Below are 26,250 nucleotides of genomic sequence, written 5' to 3'. Positions count from 1 at the left end.
ACGCGGGGTCACTTATGGCCGATGTTGGGTCTCCCAACGGGCCATAAGTGACCCCGCGTTGCTGTGTGCACAGCCACCTTGCCCGTTGAACCTCCCCACAACCCGGGGTCACTTATGGCCCATGTTTGGCCCCTGGATGGGCCATATCTGACCCCGCGTTGCATTAACGGAACAGGTCCCCTTCCTGATGAGGAAGGGGACCTGTTTCTGGTTGCTCGGGAGTGTTCGGCTTAGAGCTTGCCGAACTCCTCGCGGACCGGCTTGTAGGTGTTGTCATCCTGGTATTCGTAGATACCGATGTACGCCTCGGTGGGGTCACCGGCGTCGGAGAACGTTACGGGACCGGACTGGCCGTCGTAGTCGATGTCCTTGCCCTGGCGGAGCAGCGTGACACAAGCTGCGAAGCTGGTGCACTTCTCGCCACCTTCAGAGACTTCCTTCAGCTTGGCTGCGATGTCCGTACCCTTGGTGCTCTTGGCGGCCTCTGAAGCCAGTGAGATCAGGTTCACGGCGTCGTAGGACTCGCCTGCGTAGCTGTAATCCTTCAGGGCCGGGTCGATTGCCAGGAGCTTCTTCTTGAAGTCGTCCTTGGCGAACGTGCCGGGGATGGTTCCCTGCGCGCCCTTCAAGGTGCCCGCCTGGAAGTCCTTGCTGTAGTCCGAGGTGTTGCCGTCCACCATGAACAGCTGCGTGGGCTTGATGCCCTTGCCGGTGATCAGCGGAACGATGCTCTTGGCCTGGTCGAAGGTGATCAGGGCAATCGCATCCGGCTTGGCTGCCAGGACCTTGTCCACCTGGCTGCTGAACTGGGAGTCACCTTCGTTGAAGAGTTCTTCGGCTACAACCTTGCCGCCGGCTGCCTCAAAGGCTTCCTTGACGTTCTTCTGGAGTCCGGTGCCGTAAGCGTCGTTGAGGACGATCATGCCCACGGTCTGGGCGCCACAGGTGGCCATGTAGTTGCCAAGGACCTTGCCCTGCAGGACGTCCGAGGGTGCAGTACGCCAGTACAGGCCCTTGTCGTCCCACGTGGTGAAGTCAGGCGACGTGTTCGCAGGCGAGAACTGGATGACACCGGCACCGGTGATCTGGTTGATGACCGTCTTGGAAACACCCGAGGAAGCAGCGCCAATAACGGCACTCACGCCTTGGCCGAGAAGGGCCGTGGTGGACTGCGTCGCAATGTCGGTCTTGGTGTCACCGGAGTCGCGGTGGATCACAGAAACCGGAGCGCCCAGGACACCACCGGCGTCGTTGACTTCCTTGATGCCGAGGTTCACGCCGGCGATTTCGGGTGGGCCGAGGAACGCCAGCGACCCCGTTGTCGGCAGGAGCGAACCAAGCTTAAGTGGTGTGGACGTGGTGGTGGTCGAGGGTGGTACAGATCCCGAATTGGTGGCAGCCTGGCTGTTGCCGGCTCCCGCTCCGCCGCTGGGTGCCGGGCAGGAGATACCTGCCGCCGCTGAGGCGGAGGTAGACCCAGTCTGTGTCGGCGTCGAAGACCCGCCACAAGCTGTGGCCAAAAGGGCGACCCCAATGCCAAGCGCTGTTAGCTTGGCGGCTCGGGGCGCCGCTGGGGAAAGATCAAACATTCGTTGTCTCCTCGATCGAAAGGTGCGAACTGCCTTTGATGCGATTACTCAGGTGTTCCTGATTAAGACTCAAACTAGTGCAATTGATCGGCGAACATAAGTGATTCAGGTCACATCCCTATAACACTCGTTGCCTGTGGGGAATCTACGAGGTCACTGGGAATTTGCGCTGAAGAAGAGGCACGTACTCGGGAAGGGAGATCGCGGTCTCACCTGCCCGCCGTGCCCCAGGTGGGACTCGAACCCACAACACGCGGATTTTAAGTCCGCTGCCTCTGCCAATTGGGCTACTGGGGCGCCCGGACCATGGTATCCCAGCTACAGCCCGTTGAACGGTTCGGCATACCGGAAGGTACCCTGGACGCCGTCGGGCCAGTCCGTCAGCGCCAATAGCTGGAAGTGGTCTCCCCACACGGCTTCGGGAGGCTCCACGCCCAAAGACCTCGCCGGCACAAAGCCGAAGCGCTGATAGTAGGCCGGACTGCCGAGCAGCGCAATACCCGGCTCGCCAAGGGCAACAGCCCGGGCCATGGTCTCGCGCATCAATGCTGAACCAATGCCACGGCCCTGGAACGGGGGCAGCACACCGATGGGGCCAAGACCCAGCAGCTCCAGCTCCCCTATCCAGCCGCGGGTACTGATGGCATGGCCCACGATGTCCCCACCGATTTCAGCCACGATGCTAAGTTCCGGAATGTACTCGCTGCACTCAAAAAGCTCCCGCAACAGGATCACCTCGATCGGGACACCCTCCACCGGCTCCCCCGTGACGGGCGAGACGGAAAACGCCCGCGCCGTCAGTTCGAGGATTTCGGACCGGTCGTCGGCCCGCTCCGACCGCAGCACCACCCCCTGTGCCAGCAGCCGCAGCACCTCCATCGCCCGTGATACATCCGCGACGGGCACCAGCAAATGGTCGTGGTGGAAGCCGGCGAGGACGTTGCAGCTGATTCCTGCGTGCGTGAGCGCCGCGCTGACCGCAGCGGTCAGCCCAACGGCTTCCAGCGCAGAGTGGACCTGAAGCGTGATCCATGCGGCCACAAAGTCATAGCTGAGGCCGAGCCTGTCCGCTTCTTCCCGATGCAGGACTACCGTCAGCCCTTCGGCCTCGCGGACCGCTGCCTCGATGGCACCCTCCACCGGGCGGCCATGAGGCCAGAGCGCATACACGTAGTCACCATCACGCACCACGGGGTGCAGCGACGCGAGCAAGGTGGTCAGATCAGTTTCGCCGGGCATGGCAACAGTCTAAGGAGCCGGATGCGCCTCAGGGCTTAAACGCCGATTAAACGCCGACGGCGGCCACTCCCCTCAAGGGGAGCAGCCGCCGTCGGGCGTGTACTACTTGGCGTCAGCAGTTACCGGGGTCTTGTCCTCGGCAGACTTCCCAGGCGCAGGCGCCGGTGCAGCGGCCGGCTTGGGAGCCGGGGTTGCTGCGGCAACGAAGGCACCGCGCGGGTTGTCCAGATCGATCAGCTGCGTGGTGTCGCGGCCGGCAAAGAAGGACAGGATCCAGCCGAAGATCACGCGGAACTTGCGTTCGACGGTCGGCATGGCCATACCGTGGTAACCGCGGTGTGCGAGCCAGGCGAGGCCGCCCTTGAGGCCGATGCGGCCCAGGAGGTTGATGTTGGCAACACCCTTCCACTCGCCGAAGCCGGCAACAGCACCAAGGTTCTTGTGCTTGTAATCGTGCAGCGGCTTGTCCCAACGGGAAGCCCACAGGTTCTTGGCGAGCTTCTTGGCCTGGCGAAGTGCGTGCTGGGCGTTGGGGACGCAGGTGCCGTCCGGCAGGCCCTTGCCCGTGAGGTCCGGAACAGCGGCGATGTCGCCGGCTGCCCAGGCGTTCTCGATGATGCCTTCATCGCCTGCGATGCGCAGGTCAGGAAGGACGCGGACGCGGCCACGCGGTTCCAGCGGGAAGTCGGTGGAGCGGATCATCGGGTTGGCCTGCACGCCGGCAGCCCACACCAGGGTGTCGGCTTCGACTTCACCGGCGGAGGTCTTGTCCGGCAGGTTGATCAGCTTGAGGTTGTCCTCGGCGCTGTCCAGGGAGGTGTTGAGGAGTACTTCGATGCCGCGGCTGCGGAGGTGCTCCACAACCCACTCTGCCTGCGAAGCGGTGACCTCGGGCATGATGCGTCCCATTGCTTCAACCAGGACGAAGCGGACTTCTTCCTGGCGGACGCGCGGGTTGTTGCGGACCGCTGCACGGGCGAGGTCTTCCATTTCGGTGAGGCACTCGATGCCGGCAAAGCCGCCACCGACAACCACGAAGGTCAGTGCCTTGGCGCGCTCTGCGGGATCGGTCATGGTGGAAGCGGCTTCAATACGCTCCAGGACCTTGTTGCGCAGTGCAACGGCTTCCTCGATGGTCTTCAGGCCGATGCCCTTGTCCGCGAGGCCCTTGATGGGGAAGGTACGGGTGATGGCACCGGCTGCGATGACTACATCGAAGTACGGGATCTCGAAGGGCTCGCCGCCATCCGAGGGCGCCACGACCGCAGTGCGGTTTGCGTGGTCGATGCCAGTGACGCGGCCCTGGATGAGCTCAGTCTGCTTCAGGTGCTGACGGTGCGAGACGACGGCGTGGCGTGCCTCGATGTTGCCACCAGCCACCTCGGGGAGGAACGGCTGGTAAGTCATGTAGGGCAGCGGATCAACGACGGTGACGATGCCACCTGCATTCGCGATCTTCTTCTGCAGTTTGAGTGCTACGTACAGGCCGACGTAGCCGCCGCCGACGACGAGAACCCGGGGACGGTCAATGAGCTCTGGGGTGGTTGCCATGTGTCCAGAGTACAACACTTTGTGAAAATCTTCACTAACTACGTTTTGCTGGGCGGATCCACTGTCGCAAAGGTGCCGGTATCGGCCTCTTCAGGCACGGCTGGAGGGTTCTTGGACACCTTCCGCAGCTGGATCGCCGCTCCTGTCACCAAGGCGACGAAAAGGGCTCCAAAACCCAGCACGACGGCGGCAGGCAAGGCCTCGTCGACAGTCGCTGGAGTCTTCGCGACGGGAACGGTCGGATCGGCCAACGTTGGCGCGGCACTGGTGGGACTGGCAACCGGTGCTTGTGAAGGCTCGCTGAGGACACCGCGCCGATGCACCCGGATCCAGTCCGCGATGGAGCCCAGTGGATTGCTGCTGGTGGCGGGGACGTCACCCTTGAGAGCGGCCTCGGCGTCGAGGATGCCGTAACCGTACAACGGATCCTTGCCCGGAGCGCCCGCGTCCTTCGCGGTACTGACAATCCGGTTGATGACCTGGTTGGCACTCATTTCCGGCCATTTGGAACGGATGAGGGCTGCCACGCCGGAGACGATGGGCGCGGCTCCCGATGTTCCTGCCCACTCGGCGTACCCGCCGCCTGGAAGACCGCCCACGAGGTTCTCCGCCGGGGCAGCCACACCGATGCTGATGCCCTGGGACGATGAGTCGACGCTGGCGCGGCCCTCGCCGTCGAGGCCTGCAACCGTAAGGACGCCGGGAATGGTGGCCGGAGCGCCCACCTGGATGTTGCCACCCACCCTGTTCCCGGCGGCGGCCACAATCACCACGTCCTTCTGCTCCGCATAGAGGAACGCTGCGTCCCAGCTCTGAGGCCAGTCCGGCGACGTGCTGCCAAGGGAAATGTTGATGACCTTCGCCCCGTTGTCCACGGCCCAGCGAACGGCGTCGGGAATCTGTTCCTGGTCTGTCTTGCCTCCAGGGTTTGGCGAGCCAAGCCACGTGGAGACGGAAAGGATTTCAGCCTCGGGTGCCACACCAATGGTCCCGTCCGGTCCCCCGGATGCAGGGGTGGTGGGCGCTGCGGACGCGGTGGGCGAGGCGGAAGCCGACGGCGGCGTGGGCGTCGTGTGGCCGCGGCCGGCCAACATGGTGGCTACCAGCGTCCCATGCTCTGTCTTGGCACCGATGCTCTTTTGCCCATTGGGTGCACCGGCTCCGGAGACATCTGTCCCGCCCGTCACGGCACCTTTGAGGTCCGGGTGGTTGCCATCGACACCGCTATCGATAACCGCCACCTTGACCCCCGCGCCCTTGGAGACCTGCCACGCGGCAGTAACGCCGGAATCCTTGAGCCAGAACTCCTTGTCCCGCCAGGCATCGGCAGCAGCGGCCGGAGCCGTTGCCAAGGCGCCAAGGAGCGCGCCCCCTGCCAGCATGGCGGCAAGCGCGGCGGAGATGGCGCGGCGGTGCGGCACCGTCATGCAGCGTCCCGGATGCTCAGCGCAATACCGTCCAGGATGTCGTGCTCACTGGAAACGGCTGTACGGATGCTGCCATTGCTGACCTCGCCCAAGCGGGCCAGGATACGACGCCACACCAAAGCGCCTGCCCCGATGACATCAACGCGGCCTGGATGCATGTAGGGAAGCGCTGCACGTTCCGCACGGGTCATTTCGAGCAAGCTGGTGCACGCGTCGCTGATGGTCACGAGGTCCAGGGAGGCGCCGTGGATCCGCTCCGGCTGGTATTCGCTAAGGCCCAGCGCGTGTGCGGTGATGGTGGTGACGGAGCCGGCCACCCCCACCACGGCCGTGGCGCGCCCAAGGGGGACGGTTTGTGCGGCAAGGTCGAGGGCGGCATCGACATCGGCTTCGGCGGCGGCAATTTGCGCGGCGGTAGGCGGATCGTTGCGGAGGTGGCGTTCGGTGAGCCGCACGCATCCGATGTCAACGGAGCGCGCAGCGATAACGCCGGCCGAGTCGCCCAGGACAAACTCCGTGCTTCCGCCACCGAGGTCCACCACGAGGATGGGGTCCTCTCCGGTTGCGGGCAGAGCGCTGCTGGCTCCGGCAAAGGACAACGCAGCTTCCTCGTCACCGCTGATGACCTCGGGTTCGACGCCCAGGAGCCCGCGGATGCCATCAACGAAGACCTGTCGGTTGCGGGCATCACGGGTAGCGGACGTGGCCGCGAAGCGCACCCGCTCGGCCCCGTGCTCCCGGATGAGGTCCGCGTAATCGCCAGCCGCTGCGAAGGTGCGCTCCAGGGCCTCGGGAGCAAGCTCACCGGTTGCGTCGACGCCCTGGCCCAGCCGGACCACGCGCATTTCACGCACGACGTCGGACAGCGGCCCGGGTGCCCCGCTTTCGGAGGCGTCCGCGATCAGGAGGCGGATGGAATTGGTTCCGCAATCGATGGCGGCCACGCGGGTCATGCGGTTCCCTCTTCTGCCGGGGATTCTGCGGATTCCCCGGATTTTGACTTTCGCACCGGCGCGGGGCGGCCAACGATGTCCGGCAGTCCCTGGGGGCCGTGGCGGCTCAAGTCCCGGGAGGGGGCTTCGCCAGCAGTGTCCCAGGCGCCGTCGCAGTAGCAGCGGTCCTTGGTCCACCATTCGGTGATGGCTTCCAGGGCTTCGTCGCCGAGCGGATTCACGCCGGGACCGGCAGCCAGGGAGTGGCCCACCAGGACATGGAGGCACTTCACGCGGGTGGGCATGCCGCCTGCGGAGATTCCGTCGATTTCAGGGACGGCGCCTGTACCGGAGCGGTCCGCGATGTCGTTGCGGGCCTGCAGATAGGCCTCATGGGCGCCCCGGTAGGCCTCCGCCAGTTCGTGGTCGCCGGTCAGGCGATCGTTCATCTCGTTCATGAGCCCCCCTGCTTCAAGCCGCGACACAGCGGACGTGATGACGGGGTGGGTCAGGTAGAAGGTGGTGGGGAACGGAGTCCCGTTGCTGAGCCGGGGCGCCGTTGCCGCTACCAGCGGGTTCCCGCACACACAGCGTGCGGGGATCTCAACGACATCCCGCACTGGCCTGCCGAGCTGGCGGCTGAGGACCTCGAGATCATGTGCTGATGGCTGGCGGGATTCCTGCGGCACGGCTGCCGTGTTCTCTTCCACTTGCGCTGCCAACCTTCCTGCCCTTTTTGCCGTGTCCCATGCGGACACGACGGCGGTGGGCGCCGCGTCTAGTCAGTTGCCGATCGTCTGATGGACTCCCAGAGAGCATCCACCCACGGCAGATTCTCCGGGTTTGCAGTTGATCCGGAGCCGGTGCGGCCACCCGGCGTGCCGGCGGCATCTTCCCCGCCAAACACCCAGTAGCCCGTTTCACCCGGCATAACCATGTTAATGCGGTCTCGGGCCTGCTGTTTCACATAGTTGGGATCCTGCCACCGGGAGATCTGCTTGTTCAGCTCCGTTTGCTCGGCTTTCCGGCTGGCTATCTCGGCCTCCAAGGCGGAGATTTCGGCGCGCTTTTCCAGGAAAATCTTCACTGTGGGTGCCAAAAGGATAGTGATGGCAATCATCACGACGGCAAGGGCCAGCATCCGGCCCGAAAAAGCTTTTGCAGGCACGGGATCGAGGTTGTCGGAGTCCCTGTCCCCCGGGCGCGTCGAGCGTGGCTTACCCGCGGAGCCGCCCTTGCTTGCGGACCCACTTTTGTTGCCACTTGCCTTCGTGGCACCCGTCGCGGCTTTGCCGCCTTGCCCGGGCACTGAGGTGCCGCCCGCCGTCGTCGACGGTTTAGTCGACGATTTAGTCGACGGAGTATCACTGCTGCGCGTGGCACCCAACGTGATGATGTCGGCGTCCGCGGAAGCCTGGGAGGAGGGACGGCCGGAAGCGGGCGTCCCGGCAGGACGGCCTGCGCCTGCAGGACGGCCAAGGGCGTCGGCCCTGGGTACTTTTGGTCGACGGGTGGCCATGACACTCCTGTAATGCCCGGTGCTTGCCTGGCGGGGTTTGCAGCGCTTGCTTTCGAACCTGGCCAGCCTTAAACAGAACCGGTGGCCATGGTCTTTCCACCATAGCCACCGGTCAGCTGTTTTCGCTGAAGGCTAGCCCTTGAAACGCGGGAACGCGCTGCGGCCGGCGTAGCGTGCGGCGTCGTCGAGTTCCTCTTCGATACGCAGCAGCTGGTTGTACTTGGCAACGCGCTCGGAGCGGGCCGGGGCACCAGTCTTGATCTGACCGGCGTTGGTGGCAACGGCGATGTCGGCAATGGTGGTGTCCTCGGTTTCGCCGGAGCGGTGCGAGGTGATGGTGGTGTAGCCGGAACGCTGGGCCAGGGAAACGGCGTCCAGGGTCTCGGTCAGCGAACCGATCTGGTTGACCTTGACCAGCAGGGAGTTGGCCGTGGCGGCGTCGATGCCCTGCTGCAGGCGGACCGGGTTGGTGACGAAGAGGTCATCGCCCACCAGCTGGACCTTGTCGCCGATGGTGTCGGTGAGGGTCTTCCAGCCTTCCCAGTCGTTCTCATCCAGTGGGTCCTCGATGGAAACCAGCGGGTAGTCGGCAACGAGTTCGGCGTAGTAGGCGCTCATTTCCGTGGCGGAGAGTGCCTTGCCCTCGAACTGGTAGGCGCCGTCCTTGAAGAACTCGGAGGAAGCGACGTCCAGGGCCAGTGCAATGTCCGTGCCCGGCGTGTAGCCGGCGTTCTTGATGGCTTCCTGGATGAGATCCAGTGCAGCGCGGTTGGACGGCAGGTTGGGGGCGAAGCCACCCTCGTCGCCGAGGCCGGTGGAGAGGCCCTTTTCCTGGAGAACGGCCTTGAGGTTGTGGTAGACCTCAACACCCCAGCGCAGGCCTTCGGAGAAGGTCTCGGCACCGATCGGGGCGATCATGAATTCCTGGATGTCAACATCGGAGTCGGCGTGCGAGCCACCGTTGAGGATGTTCATGAGGGGAACCGGCAGAACGTGTGCGTTCGGGCCGCCCAGGTACTTGTACAGCGGCAGGTCTGCGGAGGCGGCTGCAGCGTTGGCAACGGCCAGGGAGACACCCAGGATGGCGTTGGCGCCGAGCTTGCCCTTGTTGGGCGTGCCGTCGAGGTCGATCATGGCCTGGTCGATGCTGCGCTGGTCAGTGGCGTCGAAGCCAATGAGTGCCGGGGAGATCTCGTCGATGACGGCGTCGACGGCCTTCTGGACACCCTTGCCGAGGTAACGGCCCTTGTCGCCGTCGCGGAGTTCGACAGCTTCGTGCTCGCCGGTGGAAGCACCGGAGGGAACTGCTGCGCGGCCGATCTGGCCGTCGGAGAGCAGGACCTCAACTTCTACGGTCGGGTTTCCGCGGGAATCAAGGATCTCGCGTGCGTGGATGGCATCGATAAGCGCCATGGATGTGCTCCTTATGGGCAAATTACAGGAATGAGGAGGGAAATTCTCAACGTCCTCGTCGCTACTAGCGTAGTCCAGAGTGGCTCAGGTTACGGAACGACTTCCAACCTTTCACGTCATGAAGGCCGGCTCTTGCTGTTCTGAAACGATCGAACAGCAGCCCGGAGGGCCCGTTCTGCGTCGAGTCCCTGCTCCCGGGCCCCGGCGACAACTGCCATCAACAGCTCACCGAGCTCCTCTTCCGAAGCAGGGATGACAGGAATTCCGACGGCGGCCGTGCGGCTTTGGGGGTCAGCGGCAAGGCCCGCACGGGCCGCCCGTTCCAACGACTTTTGCGCCGCCGCCAACGCAGGAAGGTGCGGCGGAATGCCCTCGAAAGGATCTTTCCGCTCCGGCTTCTCGGCTCGTTTGGCGGCATCCCACTTGAGGATGATTTCCTCGACGCTGGCCGGGAAGCTTTCCTGCAGGGAACCGTCGGCCTTGAAGACATGGCGGTTGCGCCGGACCATCTTGGCATTGATGTCCCGGGCGACAGCCTCAAAGTCGAAGCTGCCGCGCTCCTCGGCGAGCCGGGCATGAAGCACTACCTGAAGCAGCACATCACCCAGCTCGCCACGGAGTTCGTCGTCAACGGCACCGGACTCGATCGAGTCCACTACCTCGTAGGCTTCCTCGATCAAGTACTCCACCAAGGACTCATGGGTCAGTGCACCCATCCAGGGGCAGTGCTCACGCAGTGCGGCAATGGTCCCCAGCAGCTCCCCGACCTCGCAAGCTCGGCCGGGTACCCCGGCTGCTGTGGGCCCATGCAGCTTTGGCAGGCTGGAACCGTTAGCCGAGGTTGGCGTAGGCGTCATTGATGTACTCCACCAACGCTTCGCGTTCATCCAGCGGAAGGAAGGCTGCCTCCGCTGCGTTGAGCGTCAGTTCCAGCAGGTCGTCGAGATCGTAGTCGAAAGTCTCCACCAGGAGCTCGAACTCGTCCGTCAGGGTGACGCCACTCATGAGGCGGTTGTCAGTATTGATGGTCACGTTGAAGCCCAACTGGAAGAGCATGTCCACCGGGTGGCTTTCAATGCCGTCACCGAAGCCGGAAATGGCGCCTGTCTGGAGGTTGGACGACGGGCAGATCTCCAACGCGATGCCGCGGTCGCGGACCCAGGCAGCCACGCTGCCGATGGTCACCATGCCAACCGTGTCTTCGCCGTCGTCGTCCGAGTTGTCCTCGAACTCCACCGAGATGTCCTCGGCAATCCGAACGCCGTGGCCCAGGCGCAGTGCGCGGCCGTCCACCAGAGCGGACTGGATGCTTTCCAGGCCAGCCGCCTCACCGGCGTGAACGGTGGCGGGGAAGTTGTTCTCGGCAAGGTAGGTGAAGGCGTCCTTGAAGCGCGAGGGCAGGAAGCCGTCCTCGGCTCCGGCGATGTCGAAGCCAACGGCGCCGTTGGCCCGGTGGCGGACGGCGAGTTCCGCGATCTCCTGGCCACGGTCCGCGTGGCGCATGGCGGTGATGAGCTGGCCCACCTGAATCTGCTGGCCGCGCTCTTCCGCAGCGTCCACGCCCGCTTCGAGACCGGTCTGGACGGCCTCCACAACCTCATCCAGGCTCAGGCCCTTCTGGAGGTGCTGCTCCGGCGCCCAGCGGACTTCGCCGTACACCACGCCGTCTTCTGCCAGGTCTTCCACGAATTCCTTGGCGACCCGGAACAGGCCTTCCTTGGTCTGCATGACGGCGATGGTGTGGTCGAACGTTTCGAGGTAGCGGACCAGCGAGCCGGAGTCGGCGGAATCGCGGAACCACTCACCGAGGGCAACGGCGTCGGTGGAAGGCAGCGTGTGGCCAACTTCCTGGGCCAGTTCAATGATGGTGGCGGGGCGAAGGCCCCCATCCAGGTGGTCATGAAGGGAAACCTTGGGCAGGCTCTTCAGATCGAAGTCGAGGGCAGGGGCGGCGTCAAGTATGGGCTCAGTCACCTACTAAGAGTAGGGGGACGGCCGGACCTTAGCCAGCAGGCTTGGAACGGTCGACGCCGACAATCGCCTTTTGGGACTTTTCCGCCGTGGGTGCCTCCGCTGCTGCGGCGGCTTCCTTGGAGTGGTCCTTTTTCTCGAGGTATTTGTGCCACCAGCGGAGCGCATGATCCACCACGATGCCCAGCACCACAGCGAAGGCAACAGCAATACCCACGCCCAGGAGCGGATTGTTGTGGACCCACTGCCCGGCAAGCAGGCCGATTCCGATGGAATAGGCCACCCAGGTGACGCAGGCAAAAGCGTCCAGCAAGAAGAAGGTCCGGTGCCGGAATCCGGTCTGCCCGGCAACGTAGTTGACCGCCACACGACCCCACGGGATGTAACGGGCCGTGAAGATGAGTACGGCGCCGCGCTTGTCCAGTTCGTACTGGGCCCACGCGAACATCTTCTGCACCTTGGGGCGCCGCATCCACTTCCAGCGCGTCAGGCCGATCTTGCGGCCGAGCATGTACGCCATGTTGTCGCCCGCCATGGCTCCTACCAGGGCGGTTGCCCCCAGGATCCAGAGGTTGGGCTCTCCGCTGTGAAGGGACAGCGCCGAGAGGCCCACGATGGCCGTTTCGCTGGGGAGGATAGTGGCGAATCCGTCAATGAAGAAGAAGACCAGGAGGACCGGATATATCCAGGGCTGCCCGGCTGCATGCTCGAGCATTTGGTTCAAAAACTCCACGCGGCGGTAGCTCCTAGATGAATATGACTTGACAGTGTGACCGAAGTCGCTCTTAGTGTCCCACGGCCGGGACGTCGTTCGCTACGCCCCAGCCTTGGGATCACACGCTTAACGCTATCGGTCCGGCTTTCCAGGGGCGTCAACCGGCGGACTGATCTTGGGAGGCCATCAGCGTCATACCGTGGGTGGAGGCGGAGCGTCCTGTTCGGGAATGTTTTTGGGATCCAGGGGCACGGAACCGCGCACCCTGCTGATGATGCGGTCAATGATGACGCCGAGGATCACGGCCACCACAATCGCTATGACGGCACCGAGCAAGTGGTTGTGCTCGAACCAGACGCCGAAAAAGTATCCCAGCACCACCGAATATGTTGCCCAGAGGATGGCCGAGACTGCCGTCAGCAACACAAAGCGGCGGTGGTTGAAATGGGTGGCTCCAGCGGTCAGGTTCACTGCCACCCTGCCAATGGGGATGAACCTTGCCACCATGATGAGCGAGGCCGCCCGGCGTCGTAGTTCCTTGCCTGCCCAGTGGAAGGCGCCTTGCATCCGTGGCCGGCGCATCCAGCGCCAGCGCTGCGTGCCGATTCGGCTGCCGATGATGTAGGCGATGTTGTCCCCGGAGAAGGCTCCAAGGGCAGCCATCAGGCCCAGCAACCAGATGTTTGGCGAACCGCTGCTTCCAGAGACCGCGCTCAGGCCCACCACCACGGACTCGCTGGGTATCGGGGGAAAAAAGCCATCGATCAAGCAGCAGGCAAGCACCAGGAACAACACCCACGGCTGTTCTGCCGCGGCGAGGATGAAGTCGTTGATGCCCTGCACGGTTTCCTTACGGTAGGCGGCTCCCCCACAGGCGCCGGGTGAAAAGTGTTCCGGGCAGTCCGCTGGACAACCCGGAACACTTAAGCCTAGGCGACGCGGCTGATAATTAGCTGACGGGCAGGACGTGATCCTTCAGGCGCAATGACCACTGCATCCTGGAGGGCTTCCTTTGCGCGCTCGAACTTCTCCGGAGTGTCCGTCAGGAGCGTCATCAGCGGCTCGCCGGCCCTCACCAGGGCGCCGGGCTTGGCGTGCATCCGCACCCCGGCCCCGGCCTGGACCTTGTCCTCCTTGCGGGCCCTGCCGGCACCGAGGCGCCAGGCGGCGACACCCACGGAGAGGGCATCCAGTTCAACCAGCACGCCATCCGCGGGGGCGTAGATAACCTCGGATTCCCTGGCGACCGGCAACGACGCCCTTGGATCCCCGCCCTGGGCTTCGATCATCCGGTTCCAGACATCCATGGCCCTGCCATCCTTGAGGGCTGCTGCCGGATCGGCATCGTGGACGCCGGCACCGGCCAGCATCTCTTCGGCCAGCCGGACGGTAAGTTCGACGACGTCTTCCGGACCACCGCCGGCGAGGACTTCCACCGACTCCTCCACTTCGATCGCGTTGCCGGCAGTCAACCCCAGGGGCGTGGACATGTCAGTGATCAGGGCGACGGTGTGCACGCCGGCATCCTTGCCCAGGGCCACCATGGTTTCGGCAAGCTCCTTGGCACGGGCCTGGTCCTTCATGAAGGCGCCCGAACCAACCTTGACGTCCAGCACCAGCGAGCCCGTGCCTTCTGCGATCTTCTTGCTCATGATCGAGGAAGCAATCAGCGGAATCGCCTCCACCGTTCCGGTGACATCACGCAGTGCGTAGAGCTTCTTGTCGGCCGGAGCCAGCCCGGATCCGGCCGCACAAATGACTGCGCCCACATCCTGCAGCTGCGCCATGATCTCGTCATTGGACAGGTTGGCCCGCCACCCGGGAATCGCTTCAAGCTTGTCCAGCGTGCCGCCCGTGTGGCCAAGGCCGCGTCCGGACAGTTGCGGTACCGCGACGCCGAACACGGCCACCAACGGGGCCAGCGGCAGGGTGATCTTGTCCCCTACCCCACCGGTGGAGTGCTTGTCGCTGGTGGCTTTCCTGCCGCCGTCGGGCGTTGTCAGCCACGAAAAGTCCATCCGCTCACCCGAGGCGATCATCGCGGAGGTCCAGCGCGAGATCTCCTGGCGGTCCATGCCGTTGAGAAGGATGGCCATGTTCAACGCAGCCATCTGCTCCTCGGCAATGACGCCCCGGGTGTAGGCATCGATGGTCCAGTCGATCTGCTCCGGCGTGAGCGTGCCTTTGTCCCGCTTGATGGTGATGATCTGGACGGCGTCGAACGCTTCAGTGCTGGTCACGTGTTTCCTCCAGGTTTTCAGGACCGAAGGCGTCAGGCAGTACCTGGTCCATGGTTTTAATGCCTTGGGTGGTCATGAGCTGCATGCCGGGGGCCCTGAATTCATAAAGCAGCTGGCGGCAGCGCCCGCACGGCATCAGGATGGTGCCCTGTCCGTCCACGCAATAGAACGCGGCGAGGCGGCCGCCGCCTGTCATGTGGAGTTGGCCCACCAGCGCGCACTCGGCGCACAGGGTCAGGCCATAGCTGGCGTTTTCCACGTTGCAGCCGCTGATGATCCGGCCGTCCTCGGTGAGGGCCGCAGCCCCCACCGGGAACTTTGAGTACGGGGCGTAGGCGCGTTGCATGGCCTGTTTCGCGGCCTCTTCCAGGGCGGTCCAATCGACCTGTTTTTCATCCAGTGCCGGCATCGTCAACCCTTCACGTACGGTATGCCGCTCGCCGCCGGTGGCCGCGATTTACCCACCAGGCCGGCGACGGCGAAGATGGTCACCAGATACGGCAGCATGGCCATGAACTGGCTGGGCACCGGGGTACCGATGATGCCCAGGATCGACTGCAGGTTGTAGGCAAAACCGAAGAGCAGCGACGCCAGGAACGCGCCGATCGGGTTCCAGCGGCCAAAGATCAGGGCAGCCAGGGCAATGAAGCCGCGGCCACCGGAGATGTCCTTGGTGAAGGAGTCGATGGTTACCAGCGTGAACACCGCACCACCGATACCGGCGATCGCACCGCCCAGGGTGACATTCCAGAAGCGGGTGGCGTTTACGTTGATGCCCAGGGTGTCGGCAGCCTGCGGGTGCTCGCCGACAGCGCGGACACGCAGGCCCCAGCGGGTCTTGAACAACCCGAACCACACCACGGCCACCGCGATGTACATGAGATAGCCGGCGATGGACTGCTCGAACAGGATGGGCCCAATGATGGGGATGTCCGAAAGCAGCGGAATCGGCAGGATATCGAGGCGTCCCGGGGTGTTGAACTGCTCCTTGTTGGGAACCATGAGGGTGCCGTAAAGGAAGCCGGTCAGGCCGGAGACCAGGACGTTGAGCACCACGCCGACGATGATCTGGTTGACGAGGTACTTGATGCTGAAGACCGCCAGGACCATGGAGACGACCGCCCCAGCAGCAGCAGCCGCAATGAGGCCGATGTACGGGCTGCCGGTCATGGTGGCTACCAGGGCTGCGGTAAACGCGCCGCCCAGGAGCTGGCCTTCGATGGCGATGTTGACCACGCCGACACGCTCGCACAGCACGCCTGAGAGCGAGCCGAACACGAGGGGCACGGCGAGGGTCACTGAACCGGCTACCAGGCCCGCGAGGGATATGGATGGCTGCCGGGCACCGGCCACGATCCACACCAGAAGGGCGAAAACAAACACCACGGCAAAGGCAATGGGAAGCCACTTCGGCGACTTTTCTCCCTGCGTCCAGCGGTAGATCGAGTAGGCGGCCATGGCCAGCAGCAAGATGCCGAGGACAATGCCGCCCACCTGGCCGGGGATCATCAGGGCAGGGACGGCGACGGCGTCACCGGCGTCGCTGATCTTCATCTCGGCAGTCTTGTCCGAGCCAAGGAAGCCGAAGAAAACCAGCGCAATGAGCGCGAGGACGCCCAGTGAAACGGGAACCTTCAGCGAGGGTCGGAACGCAGGAAGGGCCGTTGACCCCGAGCGTGGAACGGTGGTTGTCGCGCTCATTTGGCACCTCCGGTGGCATTGGCAAGGGCAGCTTCCGGAGCCGCCTTCGGTGTCTTGTTCTTCTTCTTTTTCTTGCTTTCCAACCGGAAGATCGATCGGATCAGGGGCGGCGCTGCGATAAAGAGAACGATCAGGGACTGGACCACCAGCACGATGTCGATGGGCGTTCCCGTTTGGATCTGCATCTGCACGGCACCGGCACGGAACGCGCCGAACAGCAGTCCTGCGAAGAACGTCCCCCACGGCGTGCTGCGGCCAAGCAGGGCGACAGTAATCGAGTCGAATCCGATCTGCGCTGCCACGCCACCGGTAAGTACCTTTTCCGTGCCCGCCACCTGGGCCACGCCACCGAAGGCCGCGAGGGCACCGGCCAGGGCCATCACCAGGATGGTGGCACGGGGCACCTTCACTCCGGCTGTACGCGCCGCGATGGGGTTGGCGCCGACGGCGCGGAACTCAAAGCCGATGGTGGACCGGTTCAACATCCACCAGACGCCATACGTGAGGGCGATTGCCACCAGGAAGCCCAGGTGGAGCCGGGATCCCGGGATAAGCACCGGATAGGTGGCCGATTCGTCCAAACGCGGAGAGATGGGGCTGTTGTCCCCCGGCCGCCGGAAGGCGGAGGTGTTCAGGAGGAAGTCCAGGAGGAACAAGGCGACGTAGTTCAGCATGATGGTCACGATGACCTCATGCGCACCGGTCCTGGCCTTGAGGATGCCGACGATCGCACCCCAGGCGGCACCGCCGAGGACGCCCATGATGATCACCAGGAGAAGGTGCAACCCGAAGGGCAGGTGCCAGGTGAAGCCGACGTAGGCGGCCAGGGTGGCACTGATGATGATCTGCCCCTGCGCACCGATGTTGAAGAGGCCCGCACGGAAGGCCAGGGCCACGCCCAGGCCTGCGCAAATCAGCGGGGTGGCAACCGTCATGGTCTCGAGGATGGGCTTGAAGCCTTCCCGTGGGCTGAAAACCGAGCCCTGGAAGAGTGCAACGTAGCTGTCTGTCATGGCCGACCACAGTGCAGTCAGGAAGTCGCTGGGACGGGCAAAGAGATAGCCAGCGGTTTTGGCTACCTGGGCATCCGTGCTGGCAATCAGGAGGCCACCGAGGAAGAGCGCCACAATGACGGCCAAAACCGACACGAAGCCATTGCCCATCACGATGCGGCGCATGAGGCTGCCCTGTTGGTGCCCGGTATCCCCGCTCTGGGACGATACCGGCACGATCGAGGGCTCAAGCGTCCCGCCGGCAGTATCCAAGGCAACATCTGCTGCCCGTACTTCCGCAGTGGACTCCTCAGGGGTTTGGTCCTTGGTGGACCCTTCGCTGCTACTGGTCATCGGAGCCTCCTTCCGGGCCGACGCCGGCCATCATCAAGCCGAGCGTGTCGCGGGGCGTGCCCGCCGGGACGATTCCCACGAGTTTGCCCTTGTAGAGCACGGCGATCCTGTCTGCGAGCTCAATGACCTCATCAAGCTCGGTGGAAACGATCATGACCGGAGTTCCAACATCCCGCTCGGCGACAATGCGCTTGTGCAGGAATTCGATGGAGCCTACGTCCACGCCACGGGTTGGCTGGCTGGCAATGAACAAACGCAGTGGCCGGGACAGTTCCCGGGCCATGACCACCTTCTGCTGGTTGCCGCCGGACAGGGTTCCCGCAGCCGAGCCCGCGGAGGGCGTCCGGATATCGAATTCCTCGATCTTGGCCTTGGCATGTTCGGCCACCTTGGCAGGTTTCATGCTGATGCCGCTGGCAAACGGTGCTTGGTCGTAGAGGTCAAGCACCAGGTTTTCGGCTACGGAGAAGGGACCGACCAGTCCGTCCACGGTCCGGTCTTCGGGAACGAAGCCGACGCCGGATCGCAGGACATCCTTGACGGGGAGGCCAAGGAGTTGCTTCCCGTCAAGGACCACTGAGCCCGTCACGTGTTCCTGAATGCCGAGGATCGCTTCAGTCAGTTCCGTTTGGCCGTTGCCCTGGACCCCGGCGATGGCCAGGATCTCGCCCTGGGCAATGTCGAAGCTGATGCCGTCCACCACGTTCGTCCCGTTGGCGGCACGGACAGTGAGGTTTTCCACGACGAACGTGGTTTCCTTGGGCTGTGCAGCGGCTTTGTTGAGGCTCAGGCTGACAGGCCGGCCAACCATCATGGAGGCCAGTTCAGTGGCGGAAGCCGTGGGAGGGGCGTCCCCAACCACTTTGCCGCGTCGCACCACGGTGATGACGTCGGAAACGGCCTTCACTTCCCGCAGCTTGTGTGAGATGAAGACAATGGACGTCCCGCCGGCCTTGAGTTGGCGCATGATGTCCAGCAGTTCGTCGGTTTCCTGCGGGGTGAGCACGGCTGTGGGCTCATCCAAAATGAGGACTTTGGCTTGCCGTACCAGTGCCTTGATGATCTCCACGCGCTGTTGGACGCCTACAGGGAGGTCCTCCACCAAGGCGTCCGGATCAACGTCGAAGCCGTATTTGTCGGAAATTTCGCGGATCTTTTTCCGGGTTTCCTCGATACTGAGGACGCCGCCGAACGACGTCGGCTCCGCACCCAGCGCAACGTTTTCTGCGACGGTGAAAACGGGAACCAGCATGAAGTGCTGGTGCACCATGCCGATCCCTGCGGCCATGGCATCGCCGGGGCCGCGGAAGTTCACGGGTTTGTCATCCACCAGGATCTGCCCGGCGGTGGGCTCGTACAGCCCGTACAGCACATTCATGAGGGTTGATTTGCCGGCACCATTCTCGCCAAGGAGGCAATGGATCTGGCCGGATTCAACCACGAGGTCAATATCTTGGTTGGCGTAGAAGGTCCCGAATGCTTTCGAGATCCCCTTCAATTCGAGTTTCACAACTCCCACCGTTCTGTGAGTCCGAGGGACTTTGCTGCCGCAAGCCGTTGGCTTGGGATCAGCCTAGTCAGGGCAAAAACGCGCCGCCAGTACCGGGGCTCGGTACTGGCGGCGCGTCCAGGAATTGCTTACTTCTTGGGGCTTGCCTTCGACTCGACCACGAGCTTGCCGGAGACGATATCCGCCTTCAGGGCATCGAGTTCGCTCTTGGTTTCAGCAGAAACCGCGGAATCGAGGTCGTGGAACGGGGCAATGGCCACGCCGTCGTTCTCAAGCGTGCCAACGTAGGCGGTGTTGCTGAACTTGCCGTCCTTGTCGTCCTTCACCACGGTTTCAACGGCCTCGCCCATCTGCTTGACCACGGAGGTCAGCATGAGGTCCTTGTACTCGGGAGCCGTGAGGTAGCCGTCGGAGTCAACCCAGATGAGCTTGACGTCCTTGCCTGCAGCCTTGGCTTCCTTGAGTGCGGCGCCTGCACCCTTGCCAACCGGGCCGGCCACGGGCATCACGATGTCCGCGCCCTGGTCCAGCAGGTTGATGGTGACCTGCTTGCCGGTGTCCTGCTTCTCGAAGTCGCCGGTGAACGAACCGTCCTGGGTGTTCTTGTCCCAACCAACCACCTGGACAGACTTGCCCTTGGCCTTGTTGTACGCCTGGACGCCGTCGTAGAAGCCATCCATGAAGATCGTCACTGTGGGGATCTTGATGCCGCCGAAGGTTCCCACCTTGCCGGTCTTGGTGGTTGCAGCAGCAGTGTAACCGGCCAAGTAGGCAGCCTGTGCGGTGTCGTAGACAACGGGCTTGACGTTGGCGATCGGAGTCTCGTACGCGTAGTCGATGATCGCGAAGTGCTTGTCGGTGTTCTTCTCGGCAGCGGCCTTGGTGGCATCGCCCAGGAGGAAGCCCACGGTAATGGTCAAATTGCAACCGGCGGAGACCATGCCATTGAGGTTGGTTTCGAAGTCGCTGTTGGCCTTGGATTCGGCCGACTTGGTCTGGATGCCAAGATCTGTTTCGGTCTTCTTCAGTCCCTCGTACGAGGACTGGTTGAAGGACTGGTCATCGAATCCGCCGGAGTCGGAAACGATGCATCCGAGGAAGTCGCTCTTGGTGGCGGCGCCGGATCCGGCGTCGGGGGCCTGGCCACAGCCGGTCAGCAGGAGCGCTGCTGCGCCGACGGTTGCAACACCGGCCATTGAACCGCGCTTCAGGGTGGCACGCAGTGGTTTCTTCAATTTTCCTCCAGGAAGAAAGTGATTGGCGCTACGACGGATGGTCAATGAGTGTCCGTTTCCTATACCTGAGGCAGAAATTCTGTTTTCACTGATGCTCGCAGCTGCGCCGAAGCGCATTTGATGACACCACCCTAGTGGCCTGGAACACACCCGGATAGCACAAAGGTGCCGTCCGGGTCAGATTGTTGACTTTTTGTTACCAAGCAGTAGCCGGGTGCGCAAGTCACACCCGGCTACTGCCGCCTCACAACCGGACCAGCATTTTTCCGGTGTTGGCTCCGTCCAGCAAATCGATGAAGGCCTGCGGTGCATTCTCCAGCCCGTCGACGATCGTCTCGTCGTAGCTGATGGTGCCGTCGGCAAGCCATCCGGCCATCTTTTGGGCAAACTCGGCAGCATGCTGCCGCTGTCCGCCGACGAGGAAACCACGGAGGGTCAGCTGCTTGCCGATCGCCACCGCCATGTTCCGCGGGGCGGCAGGCGGCTCGGTTGAGTTGTACTGGGCGATGGCGCCGCACATAGCCACGCGGCCACCGACGGTCAGGGTCGCCAACGCGGCCTCGAGGTGTTCCCCACCGACGTTGTCGAAGTACACATCGATGCCGCGCTCCCCCGCAGCTTCCTGGAGCTGCTCGAGGACGGGACCATCGTTGTAGTTGAACGCAGCGTCAAAGCCAAGCTCCAGCAGCCGGGCCACTTTCTCCGGCGAGCCCGCGCTGCCGATGACCTTGGAGGAGCCCATGGCCTTGGCAATCTGGCCCACCATGGAACCGACGGCACCGGCAGCACCGGAGACGAACACGACGTCGCCCTCTTTGAACTCGGCCACCTTCAGCAGGCCCGCGTAGGCGGTGAGCCCCGTCATGCCCAGCGCGCCCAGGAAAGCGGAGGTGGGAGCGAGCCCACCCGGCACAGGCGTGGTCGCTGCGGCGTCAACTACCGCGTGTTCACGCCACCCCAGTTGATGTACGACGACGTCACCCACCTTGTGCGCGTCCGAACGGGACGCGATCACCTCACCTACGGCACCGCCGTCGAGCGCTGCATCCAGGCGGAAGGGCGCGGAGTACGACTTGACGTCGTTCATGCGGCCGCGCATGTAGGGATCCACGGACATGAACTGGTTTTTCACCAGGAGCTGTCCGTCAGCGAGCTCGGGCAACTCGGCCTGGGCCAGCCGGAAGTTCTCCGGAGCCGGGCGGCCGACGGGACGTGAGGCAAGCTGGATTTCGCGGGTTTCGGTGACGGCGGCGCTCATGCTGCGAACTCCACGAGCTTGAGGTCGACATTCATGTTCCCGCGGGTTGCGTTGGAGTACGGGCAGATCTGGTGCGCTTTGGCCATCAGGGCTTCGGCGGTGTCGCGGTCCAGGGCCGGCAAGGCGATCTCGAGTTCGGCAGCGAGGCCGTAGCCTTCGCTGTCGGTCAGCGCGCCAAAGTGGATTTTGGCTGCAACGGCGGAATCGCTGACGTCGGCACGTTCCTTGCGGCCGACAAGCCGCAGCGCGGAGTGGAAGCAGGCGGCATATCCCGCCGCGAAAAGCTGCTCGGGGTTTGTTCCCTGGCCGTTGCCACCGAGTTCAACCGGGCTGGCGAGGGCCACATCCAGCTTGCCGTCCTTGGTGCGGGCGTTGCCGTCGCGGCCTTCGCCCGAGGCCAGGGCCTCTGCTGTGTAGAGAGTCTTCATGGTGTTTCCGTTTCTCTTCGGGAATGTAATGGCGTAAAAAGCTTCAGAGTGAGCTGTTCAGCGCTGCAGTGAGCTTGCCCAGGGTTGCGTGCAGTTGCTCGATCTCGGCCGCGGAAAGTCCTGCGGCGTCGGCCAACCGCTGGGGCACCGCTTGGGCCCTGGCGCTGAGCGCCGTTCCGGCGTCGGTCAGGACGACGTCCACGCGACGTTCATCCTCTGCGGAGCGCTTCCGCTCCACCAGCCCCAGGCCCTCAAGGCGTTTGAGCAGCGGCGACAACGTTCCGGAATCGAGCCCCAGTTCGGCGCCGAGTTCACGCACGCTCCGCGGCTCCTGTTCCCACAAGACCAGCATCACGAGGTACTGGGGATAGGTGAGTCCAAGGTCGTCGAGCACGGGGCGGTAGACCGCCGTCGCGGCCTTTGATGCCGAGTACAGCGCAAAGCAGACCTGGTGGCGGAGGCGGGGTGCATCACTCATGACTAAAACGATAGTGCACAATTCAATTGTGTACAACTCAATTCCCGCCGCAAGTACCCAACTGGGTGACAGCACATGTTCCACTGAGCACTCAGTAGAGCATGTGCTGTTACCTGGTTGGGTTACTGTTCGAGGTCGCGGATCGTGCGGAGGGCAGCGGCGGTGAGGACGCGGATGGCGTAGCCCAGGGCGCGCTCGTCAACAATGAAATCGCCCCGGTGGAGGTCGTACTCTTCGCCACCAGGAGTATGCGTGCCCAGGCGCATCATGGCACCCGGAAGGTCCGCCAGGAACCATGCAAAGTCCTCGCCGCCCATGGATTGCGGAGTCAGGACCACAGCGTTCTCGCCCAGTTCGGCGCGCGCTGACGCTTCGATAAGGGCGGTCTCATGCTCGGAGTTCACCACCGGTGGCACGCCGCGGGTGTGCTCAAGATGGACGTCCACGCCGTAGGGTGCAGCGACCTGCCTGACGACGTCGTCCAGCAACTCCCCCGCGCTGTGCCAGGCATCGCGGTCCAGGCAACGCATGGTGCCGGCCATATATCCGGTACCGGGAATGGCGTTCGGTGCCGAACCTGCCGAAATCTGCCCCCACACCACCGAGACGCCGCTGCGGACATCAACCCGGCGGGACAGGACTGCGGGCACGTTGACCGCTATCTGCGCCAACGCGAACACCAGGTCTTCAGTCAGATGCGGCCTGGAGGTGTGGCCGCCCCGGCCGGAAAGCTCGATCTTGATCGTGTCCGACGCCGACGTGATGGCACCGATGCGCGTACCGATCTGGCCCACGTTGATCCGGGGATCGCAATGCAGGGCCAGGATGCGCGGCACGCCTTCAAGCACTCCCTGCTCGATGCAAGACAACGCACCGCCGGGCATGGTTTCCTCGGCAGGCTGGAAAATGATGCGCACCGTGGCGCCCAAGGGGTTGTTCTTGTGCATCCGCTGAAGTGTCAGGGCAATGCCCAGCATGGCTGTGGTGTGGACGTCGTGCCCGCAGGCGTGCGTGACGCCGTGGTTCTTGGAGGCGAACGGCAGTCCGGTTTCCTCGATGATCGGCAACGCGTCGATGTCCCCACGAAGCGCCGTGGCGATGGGGCCCTCGCCCACGTCAACCGTCAAGCCGGTTCCTTCGAGCCTGCGCGGCTTCAGCCCGGCTGCTTCCAGGCGCTCCGCGAGCTTGTCCGTGGTACGGAATTCCTTGAAGGACAGCTCCGGGTGCGCATGGAGGTCCCGGCGGAACTCGATGAGTCCGGGCAGCAGTTCATCAACCCAGGGACTCACAACGGGGGCGGGCTCGGTTTCAGTCGTGTAATTGCGCACGTCACAACTCTAGCCATCCGCGGCACCCGAAGAACGAAAGCCACCTCTTGGTTACGCTGCGTTCAGGCGCAGGACAACCAAAGAGGTGGCTCACGGTATAAGCGCAGGCGTTACAGGACGTCGGTGTCGCCACTGGCTTTCAGGGCGTCGACGGTGCCTTTCACCAGTTGCGCATGTTCCTTGGTGGTGACCAGCAGTGCGTCCGGGGTGTCCACGATGACCACGTCCTTGATGCCGATCAGGGCGATCACGCGCTTGGTATCGGAGACCACCACGCCACTGGCGTTCTCCGCGAACACACGTGCGCCTTCGCCGAGAACCGTCACCTCATCGACGTCGCCGGCGTTGTTCAGGCGGCCGATGGCGGCAAAGTCGCCGACGTCGTCCCAACGGAAAGTGCCAGGCACGACGGCGACATCGCCGGCTGCCGCGGCGGGCTCCGCGACGGCGTAGTCGATGGCAATCTTGGGCAGCGTGGGCCAAACCCGCGCCGTGACGTCGGCACGCTGCGGGGTGTCCCAGGCTTCGGCGATTTCCTGGAGGCCGGCAAAAAGCTCGGGTTGGTTGGCTTCGAGGTGCTTGAGCATCAGCGCCACGGGAGCTACGAACATGCCCGCGTTCCAGACGTAGTCGCCTGCTTCGACGTACTTGTTGGCAACTTCCTGGCTGGGCTTCTCCACGAACTCCGCTACCGCAAGTGCGTTCGGAGCACCGTCCACGTTGAGCGCGGCGCCCGAACGGATGTAGCCAAAGCCGGTGGAAGGGTGGGTGGGTTTGATGCCAATGGTGACGATCTTGCCCGTCGCAGCGGTGTAGATCGCTTCCCGGACCGTTTCCTGGAAGAGGTCGTCGGGGCTGATGACGTGGTCCGCCGCGAAGGAGCCCATGATGGTGTCCGGGTTGCGGCGGTAGAGGATGGCAGCGGCCAGTCCGATGGCAGCGCCGGAGTCCTTGGGTTCACTTTCGAGGACGAGTTCGTCGTCCCCTACTTCGGGCAGCTGGCGGCAGACGGCAGCACGGTGGGCCTGGCCCGTCACTACCAGCACGCGTTCGCCGGCCAGTGGCTCCAGGCGGTCGTAGGTAGCCCTCAACAAAGTGCTGCCGGATCCGGTCAGGTCATGCAGGAACTTGGGCGCAGCGGCACGCGAGAGTGGCCATAGCCGGGTCCCCACACCGCCCGCCGGAATAACCGCATGGAAGCGGTTCATGGGCGATTCCGGGTATTTCGCGTCTTCTGTACTCACCGCAACACTTTATCCGACGCAGCGGGTAAGCTCCGCAGAACGCCACGCATGTGGCGTTCGTCTCAGACAGCACCCAAAATCGCCTGAATCCGGGCAGGAAACACGGAATTAACAAGCAGAGAAGCCCGTCCTAAATTGAATATGCTGTGAGCGAAGCCTAGATTTAGGCGTGAGCTACGAGTGCTCTCGCAGCAGGCGTTCCCCCCGCATGGATCCCATGCCAGCGCCGCTGTGTTGCAGGAAGGTTTAATCAGTGCCGACAAAACCAGCTGGCACCTTGTACCGCGGCCGTGAAGGCATGTGGTCCTGGGTTGGACATCGTATTACCGGTGTAGTGATCTTTTTCTTCTTGTTGGTCCATGTGCTGGACACCTCATTGGTGCGCGTGTCCCCTGAGGCCTATACGGCCGTCATTGGTGCTTACAAGAACCCCCTCATGGCCCTGGGGGAAACGGGCCTGGTCGCCGCGATCATCTTCCACGCCTTCAACGGCCTGCGTGTGATCGCGATCGACTTCTGGAAGAAGGGCGCGAAGTACCAGCGCCAGATGCTGTGGGTCGTGCTTGCACTGTGGCTGGTCACGTTCGCCGGCTTCGCTATCCGCCACCTTTCCCTCGCGCTGGGAGGCCACTAAGCCATGACAACCATCGAATCCCCGCGCAGCGGGAAAATCGGCTCCGGGAAAATCGCCCCGAAGTACAACCGCACCGGCTCCAGCCGTGGCAACTTCGAGATGATCGCCTGGCTCTTCATGCGGCTCTCCGGCATCGTCCTGGTGGTGCTGATCTTCGGCCACCTCTTCGTTAACCTGCTGGTGGGCGAAGGCATCCACGCCATCGACTTCGGTTTCGTCGCCGGCAAGTGGGCCGATCCCTTCTGGCAGTTCTGGGACCTGGCCATGCTGTGGCTTGCCATGCTGCACGGCACCAACGGCGTCCGCACCATCATCAACGACTACGCCGAGAAGGATTCCACTCGCTTCTGGCTCAAGATGGTCCTTTACGCGGCCACCCTGGTCATCATCATCCTGGGCACCCTGGTGATCTTCACCTTCAACCCGTGCCCCGTCGTCGACGGCGTTCAGCTGCCTGGCGGATTCTGCCCGGCCCCGTAGCGGGCTGTGCCA

Annotated in this window: 25 protein-coding genes and 1 tRNA gene; 2 read left to right on the top strand and 24 right to left on the bottom strand. The window is 63.6% G+C overall.

Annotated features, from left to right (window positions below; all coding sequences use genetic code 11):
* Window positions 1-230 precede the first annotated feature (230 nt).
* The 24 genes from PJL15_RS12120 to PJL15_RS12005 form a co-directional block, all read right to left on the bottom strand.
* Entirely contained in the window at window positions 231-1,589 is a 1,359-nt protein-coding gene (locus tag PJL15_RS12120) for an ABC transporter substrate-binding protein (RefSeq protein ID WP_281451390.1), read from the bottom strand.
* A gap of 223 nt (window positions 1,590-1,812) precedes the next feature.
* A tRNA-Leu gene (locus tag PJL15_RS12115) sits at window positions 1,813-1,886 on the bottom strand.
* A 21-nt stretch (window positions 1,887-1,907) separates the two neighbouring features.
* Window positions 1,908-2,828 carry an N-acetyltransferase gene (locus tag PJL15_RS12110; RefSeq protein ID WP_281451389.1) on the bottom strand — a complete coding sequence of 307 codons (921 nt, stop codon included), beginning with the start codon at window positions 2,826-2,828 and terminating at the stop codon, window positions 1,908-1,910.
* A gap of 102 nt (window positions 2,829-2,930) precedes the next feature.
* Window positions 2,931-4,379, bottom strand: coding sequence for an NAD(P)/FAD-dependent oxidoreductase (locus PJL15_RS12105; protein WP_281451388.1), 1,449 nt, complete (start codon window positions 4,377-4,379; stop codon window positions 2,931-2,933).
* A 38-nt stretch (window positions 4,380-4,417) separates the two neighbouring features.
* Complete coding sequence (locus PJL15_RS12100; protein WP_281451387.1) at window positions 4,418-5,806, bottom strand: S8 family serine peptidase; 1,389 nt, start codon at window positions 5,804-5,806, stop codon at window positions 4,418-4,420.
* Window positions 5,803-6,759, bottom strand: coding sequence for a Ppx/GppA phosphatase family protein (locus tag PJL15_RS12095; RefSeq protein ID WP_281451386.1), 957 nt, complete (start codon window positions 6,757-6,759; stop codon window positions 5,803-5,805). Before PJL15_RS12095 ends, PJL15_RS12100 begins: the two co-directional genes overlap by 4 nt.
* The gene (locus PJL15_RS12090) at window positions 6,756-7,448 is read right to left on the bottom strand and encodes a DUF501 domain-containing protein (RefSeq protein ID WP_281451385.1); all 693 of its coding nucleotides are present in this window, start codon (window positions 7,446-7,448) and stop codon (window positions 6,756-6,758) included. The genes PJL15_RS12095 and PJL15_RS12090 overlap by 4 nt, the downstream gene beginning before the upstream one ends.
* A gap of 68 nt (window positions 7,449-7,516) precedes the next feature.
* A complete protein-coding gene (locus PJL15_RS12085; protein ID WP_281451384.1) occupies window positions 7,517-8,257 on the bottom strand; it encodes an FtsB family cell division protein in 741 nt (246 codons plus the stop codon).
* A gap of 132 nt (window positions 8,258-8,389) precedes the next feature.
* Window positions 8,390-9,670 (bottom strand): phosphopyruvate hydratase, encoded by a 1,281-nt coding sequence (eno, locus tag PJL15_RS12080; protein WP_039240289.1) that lies wholly within the window; start codon window positions 9,668-9,670, stop codon window positions 8,390-8,392.
* A 116-nt stretch (window positions 9,671-9,786) separates the two neighbouring features.
* Window positions 9,787-10,386, bottom strand: a complete 600-nt coding sequence (locus tag PJL15_RS12075) for a MazG nucleotide pyrophosphohydrolase domain-containing protein (protein ID WP_281451445.1) — start codon at window positions 10,384-10,386, stop codon at window positions 9,787-9,789.
* 115 nt (window positions 10,387-10,501) lie between these two features.
* Window positions 10,502-11,644 carry an adenosine deaminase gene (locus PJL15_RS12070; RefSeq protein ID WP_281451383.1) on the bottom strand — a complete coding sequence of 381 codons (1,143 nt, stop codon included), beginning with the start codon at window positions 11,642-11,644 and terminating at the stop codon, window positions 10,502-10,504.
* 28 nt (window positions 11,645-11,672) lie between these two features.
* Window positions 11,673-12,356 (bottom strand): DedA family protein, encoded by a 684-nt coding sequence (locus PJL15_RS12065; RefSeq protein WP_281451444.1) that lies wholly within the window; start codon window positions 12,354-12,356, stop codon window positions 11,673-11,675.
* Window positions 12,357-12,548: 192 nt separating this feature from the next.
* Window positions 12,549-13,199, bottom strand: a complete 651-nt coding sequence (locus PJL15_RS12060) for a DedA family protein (RefSeq protein WP_281451382.1) — start codon at window positions 13,197-13,199, stop codon at window positions 12,549-12,551.
* A gap of 86 nt (window positions 13,200-13,285) precedes the next feature.
* Window positions 13,286-14,596 carry a thymidine phosphorylase gene (locus PJL15_RS12055; protein WP_281451381.1) on the bottom strand — a complete coding sequence of 437 codons (1,311 nt, stop codon included), beginning with the start codon at window positions 14,594-14,596 and terminating at the stop codon, window positions 13,286-13,288.
* The gene (locus PJL15_RS12050) at window positions 14,583-15,005 is read right to left on the bottom strand and encodes a cytidine deaminase (protein WP_281451380.1); all 423 of its coding nucleotides are present in this window, start codon (window positions 15,003-15,005) and stop codon (window positions 14,583-14,585) included. Before PJL15_RS12050 ends, PJL15_RS12055 begins: the two co-directional genes overlap by 14 nt.
* Window positions 15,006-15,007: 2 nt before the next feature.
* Window positions 15,008-16,297 carry an ABC transporter permease gene (locus tag PJL15_RS12045; RefSeq protein WP_281451379.1) on the bottom strand — a complete coding sequence of 430 codons (1,290 nt, stop codon included), beginning with the start codon at window positions 16,295-16,297 and terminating at the stop codon, window positions 15,008-15,010.
* A complete protein-coding gene (locus PJL15_RS12040) occupies window positions 16,294-17,643 on the bottom strand; it encodes an ABC transporter permease (RefSeq protein WP_281451378.1) in 1,350 nt (449 codons plus the stop codon). The genes PJL15_RS12045 and PJL15_RS12040 overlap by 4 nt, the downstream gene beginning before the upstream one ends.
* Window positions 17,633-19,153, bottom strand: coding sequence for an ABC transporter ATP-binding protein (locus tag PJL15_RS12035; protein ID WP_281451377.1), 1,521 nt, complete (start codon window positions 19,151-19,153; stop codon window positions 17,633-17,635). Before PJL15_RS12035 ends, PJL15_RS12040 begins: the two co-directional genes overlap by 11 nt.
* A 128-nt stretch (window positions 19,154-19,281) precedes the next feature.
* Window positions 19,282-20,388 (bottom strand): BMP family lipoprotein, encoded by a 1,107-nt coding sequence (locus tag PJL15_RS12030; RefSeq protein ID WP_432443816.1) that lies wholly within the window; start codon window positions 20,386-20,388, stop codon window positions 19,282-19,284.
* A gap of 244 nt (window positions 20,389-20,632) precedes the next feature.
* The gene (locus PJL15_RS12025; protein ID WP_281451376.1) at window positions 20,633-21,646 is read right to left on the bottom strand and encodes an NADP-dependent oxidoreductase; all 1,014 of its coding nucleotides are present in this window, start codon (window positions 21,644-21,646) and stop codon (window positions 20,633-20,635) included.
* Window positions 21,643-22,074, bottom strand: coding sequence for an organic hydroperoxide resistance protein (locus PJL15_RS12020; RefSeq protein WP_281451375.1), 432 nt, complete (start codon window positions 22,072-22,074; stop codon window positions 21,643-21,645). The genes PJL15_RS12025 and PJL15_RS12020 overlap by 4 nt, the downstream gene beginning before the upstream one ends.
* A 43-nt stretch (window positions 22,075-22,117) precedes the next feature.
* The gene (locus PJL15_RS12015) at window positions 22,118-22,552 is read right to left on the bottom strand and encodes a MarR family winged helix-turn-helix transcriptional regulator (protein WP_281451374.1); all 435 of its coding nucleotides are present in this window, start codon (window positions 22,550-22,552) and stop codon (window positions 22,118-22,120) included.
* Window positions 22,553-22,674: 122 nt separating this feature from the next.
* The gene (locus PJL15_RS12010; protein ID WP_281451373.1) at window positions 22,675-23,880 is read right to left on the bottom strand and encodes an amidohydrolase; all 1,206 of its coding nucleotides are present in this window, start codon (window positions 23,878-23,880) and stop codon (window positions 22,675-22,677) included.
* Between the two features lie 110 nt (window positions 23,881-23,990).
* Window positions 23,991-25,088 (bottom strand): mannose-1-phosphate guanylyltransferase, encoded by a 1,098-nt coding sequence (locus tag PJL15_RS12005; protein ID WP_432443819.1) that lies wholly within the window; start codon window positions 25,086-25,088, stop codon window positions 23,991-23,993.
* A 289-nt stretch (window positions 25,089-25,377) separates the two neighbouring features.
* On the opposite strand from PJL15_RS12005, the gene sdhC reads away from it, so the two are divergent.
* Both sdhC and PJL15_RS11995 read left to right on the top strand, forming a co-directional pair.
* A complete protein-coding gene (sdhC, locus tag PJL15_RS12000) occupies window positions 25,378-25,758 on the top strand; it encodes a succinate dehydrogenase, cytochrome b556 subunit (RefSeq protein ID WP_018777254.1) in 381 nt (126 codons plus the stop codon).
* Window positions 25,759-25,761: 3 nt separating this feature from the next.
* Window positions 25,762-26,238, top strand: a complete 477-nt coding sequence (locus PJL15_RS11995) for a succinate dehydrogenase hydrophobic membrane anchor subunit (protein ID WP_026542860.1) — start codon at window positions 25,762-25,764, stop codon at window positions 26,236-26,238.
* Window positions 26,239-26,250: the final 12 nt, after the last annotated feature.

Origin of the sequence: Paenarthrobacter nitroguajacolicus (assembly GCF_029952445.1) — a bacterium.
GTDB lineage: Bacteria > Actinomycetota > Actinomycetes > Actinomycetales > Micrococcaceae > Arthrobacter > Arthrobacter nitroguajacolicus_B.
The sequence above is the reverse complement of the archived record's forward strand: the minus strand, read 5'-3'. Positions and strand labels throughout refer to the sequence as shown.

Coding starts and splice junctions, on each gene's coding strand:
- PJL15_RS12120 (WP_281451390.1), bottom strand. CDS start 1,589: ATGTTTGATCTTTCCCCAGCGGCGCCCCGAGCCGCCAAGCTAACAGCG.
- PJL15_RS12110 (WP_281451389.1), bottom strand. CDS start 2,828: ATGCCCGGCGAAACTGATCTGACCACCTTGCTCGCGTCGCTGCACCCC.
- PJL15_RS12105 (WP_281451388.1), bottom strand. CDS start 4,379: ATGGCAACCACCCCAGAGCTCATTGACCGTCCCCGGGTTCTCGTCGTC.
- PJL15_RS12100 (WP_281451387.1), bottom strand. CDS start 5,806: ATGACGGTGCCGCACCGCCGCGCCATCTCCGCCGCGCTTGCCGCCATG.
- PJL15_RS12095 (WP_281451386.1), bottom strand. CDS start 6,759: ATGACCCGCGTGGCCGCCATCGATTGCGGAACCAATTCCATCCGCCTC.
- PJL15_RS12085 (WP_281451384.1), bottom strand. CDS start 8,257: ATGGCCACCCGTCGACCAAAAGTACCCAGGGCCGACGCCCTTGGCCGT.
- eno (WP_039240289.1), bottom strand. CDS start 9,670: ATGGCGCTTATCGATGCCATCCACGCACGCGAGATCCTTGATTCCCGC.
- PJL15_RS12075 (WP_281451445.1), bottom strand. CDS start 10,386: ATGGGTGCACTGACCCATGAGTCCTTGGTGGAGTACTTGATCGAGGAA.
- PJL15_RS12065 (WP_281451444.1), bottom strand. CDS start 12,356: ATGCTCGAGCATGCAGCCGGGCAGCCCTGGATATATCCGGTCCTCCTG.
- PJL15_RS12050 (WP_281451380.1), bottom strand. CDS start 15,005: ATGCCGGCACTGGATGAAAAACAGGTCGATTGGACCGCCCTGGAAGAG.
- PJL15_RS12045 (WP_281451379.1), bottom strand. CDS start 16,297: ATGAGCGCGACAACCACCGTTCCACGCTCGGGGTCAACGGCCCTTCCT.
- PJL15_RS12040 (WP_281451378.1), bottom strand. CDS start 17,643: ATGACCAGTAGCAGCGAAGGGTCCACCAAGGACCAAACCCCTGAGGAG.
- PJL15_RS12025 (WP_281451376.1), bottom strand. CDS start 21,646: ATGAGCGCCGCCGTCACCGAAACCCGCGAAATCCAGCTTGCCTCACGT.
- PJL15_RS12020 (WP_281451375.1), bottom strand. CDS start 22,074: ATGAAGACTCTCTACACAGCAGAGGCCCTGGCCTCGGGCGAAGGCCGC.
- PJL15_RS12015 (WP_281451374.1), bottom strand. CDS start 22,552: ATGAGTGATGCACCCCGCCTCCGCCACCAGGTCTGCTTTGCGCTGTAC.
- PJL15_RS12005 (WP_432443819.1), bottom strand. CDS start 25,088: ATGAACCGCTTCCATGCGGTTATTCCGGCGGGCGGTGTGGGGACCCGG.
- PJL15_RS11995 (WP_026542860.1), top strand. CDS start 25,762: ATGACAACCATCGAATCCCCGCGCAGCGGGAAAATCGGCTCCGGGAAA.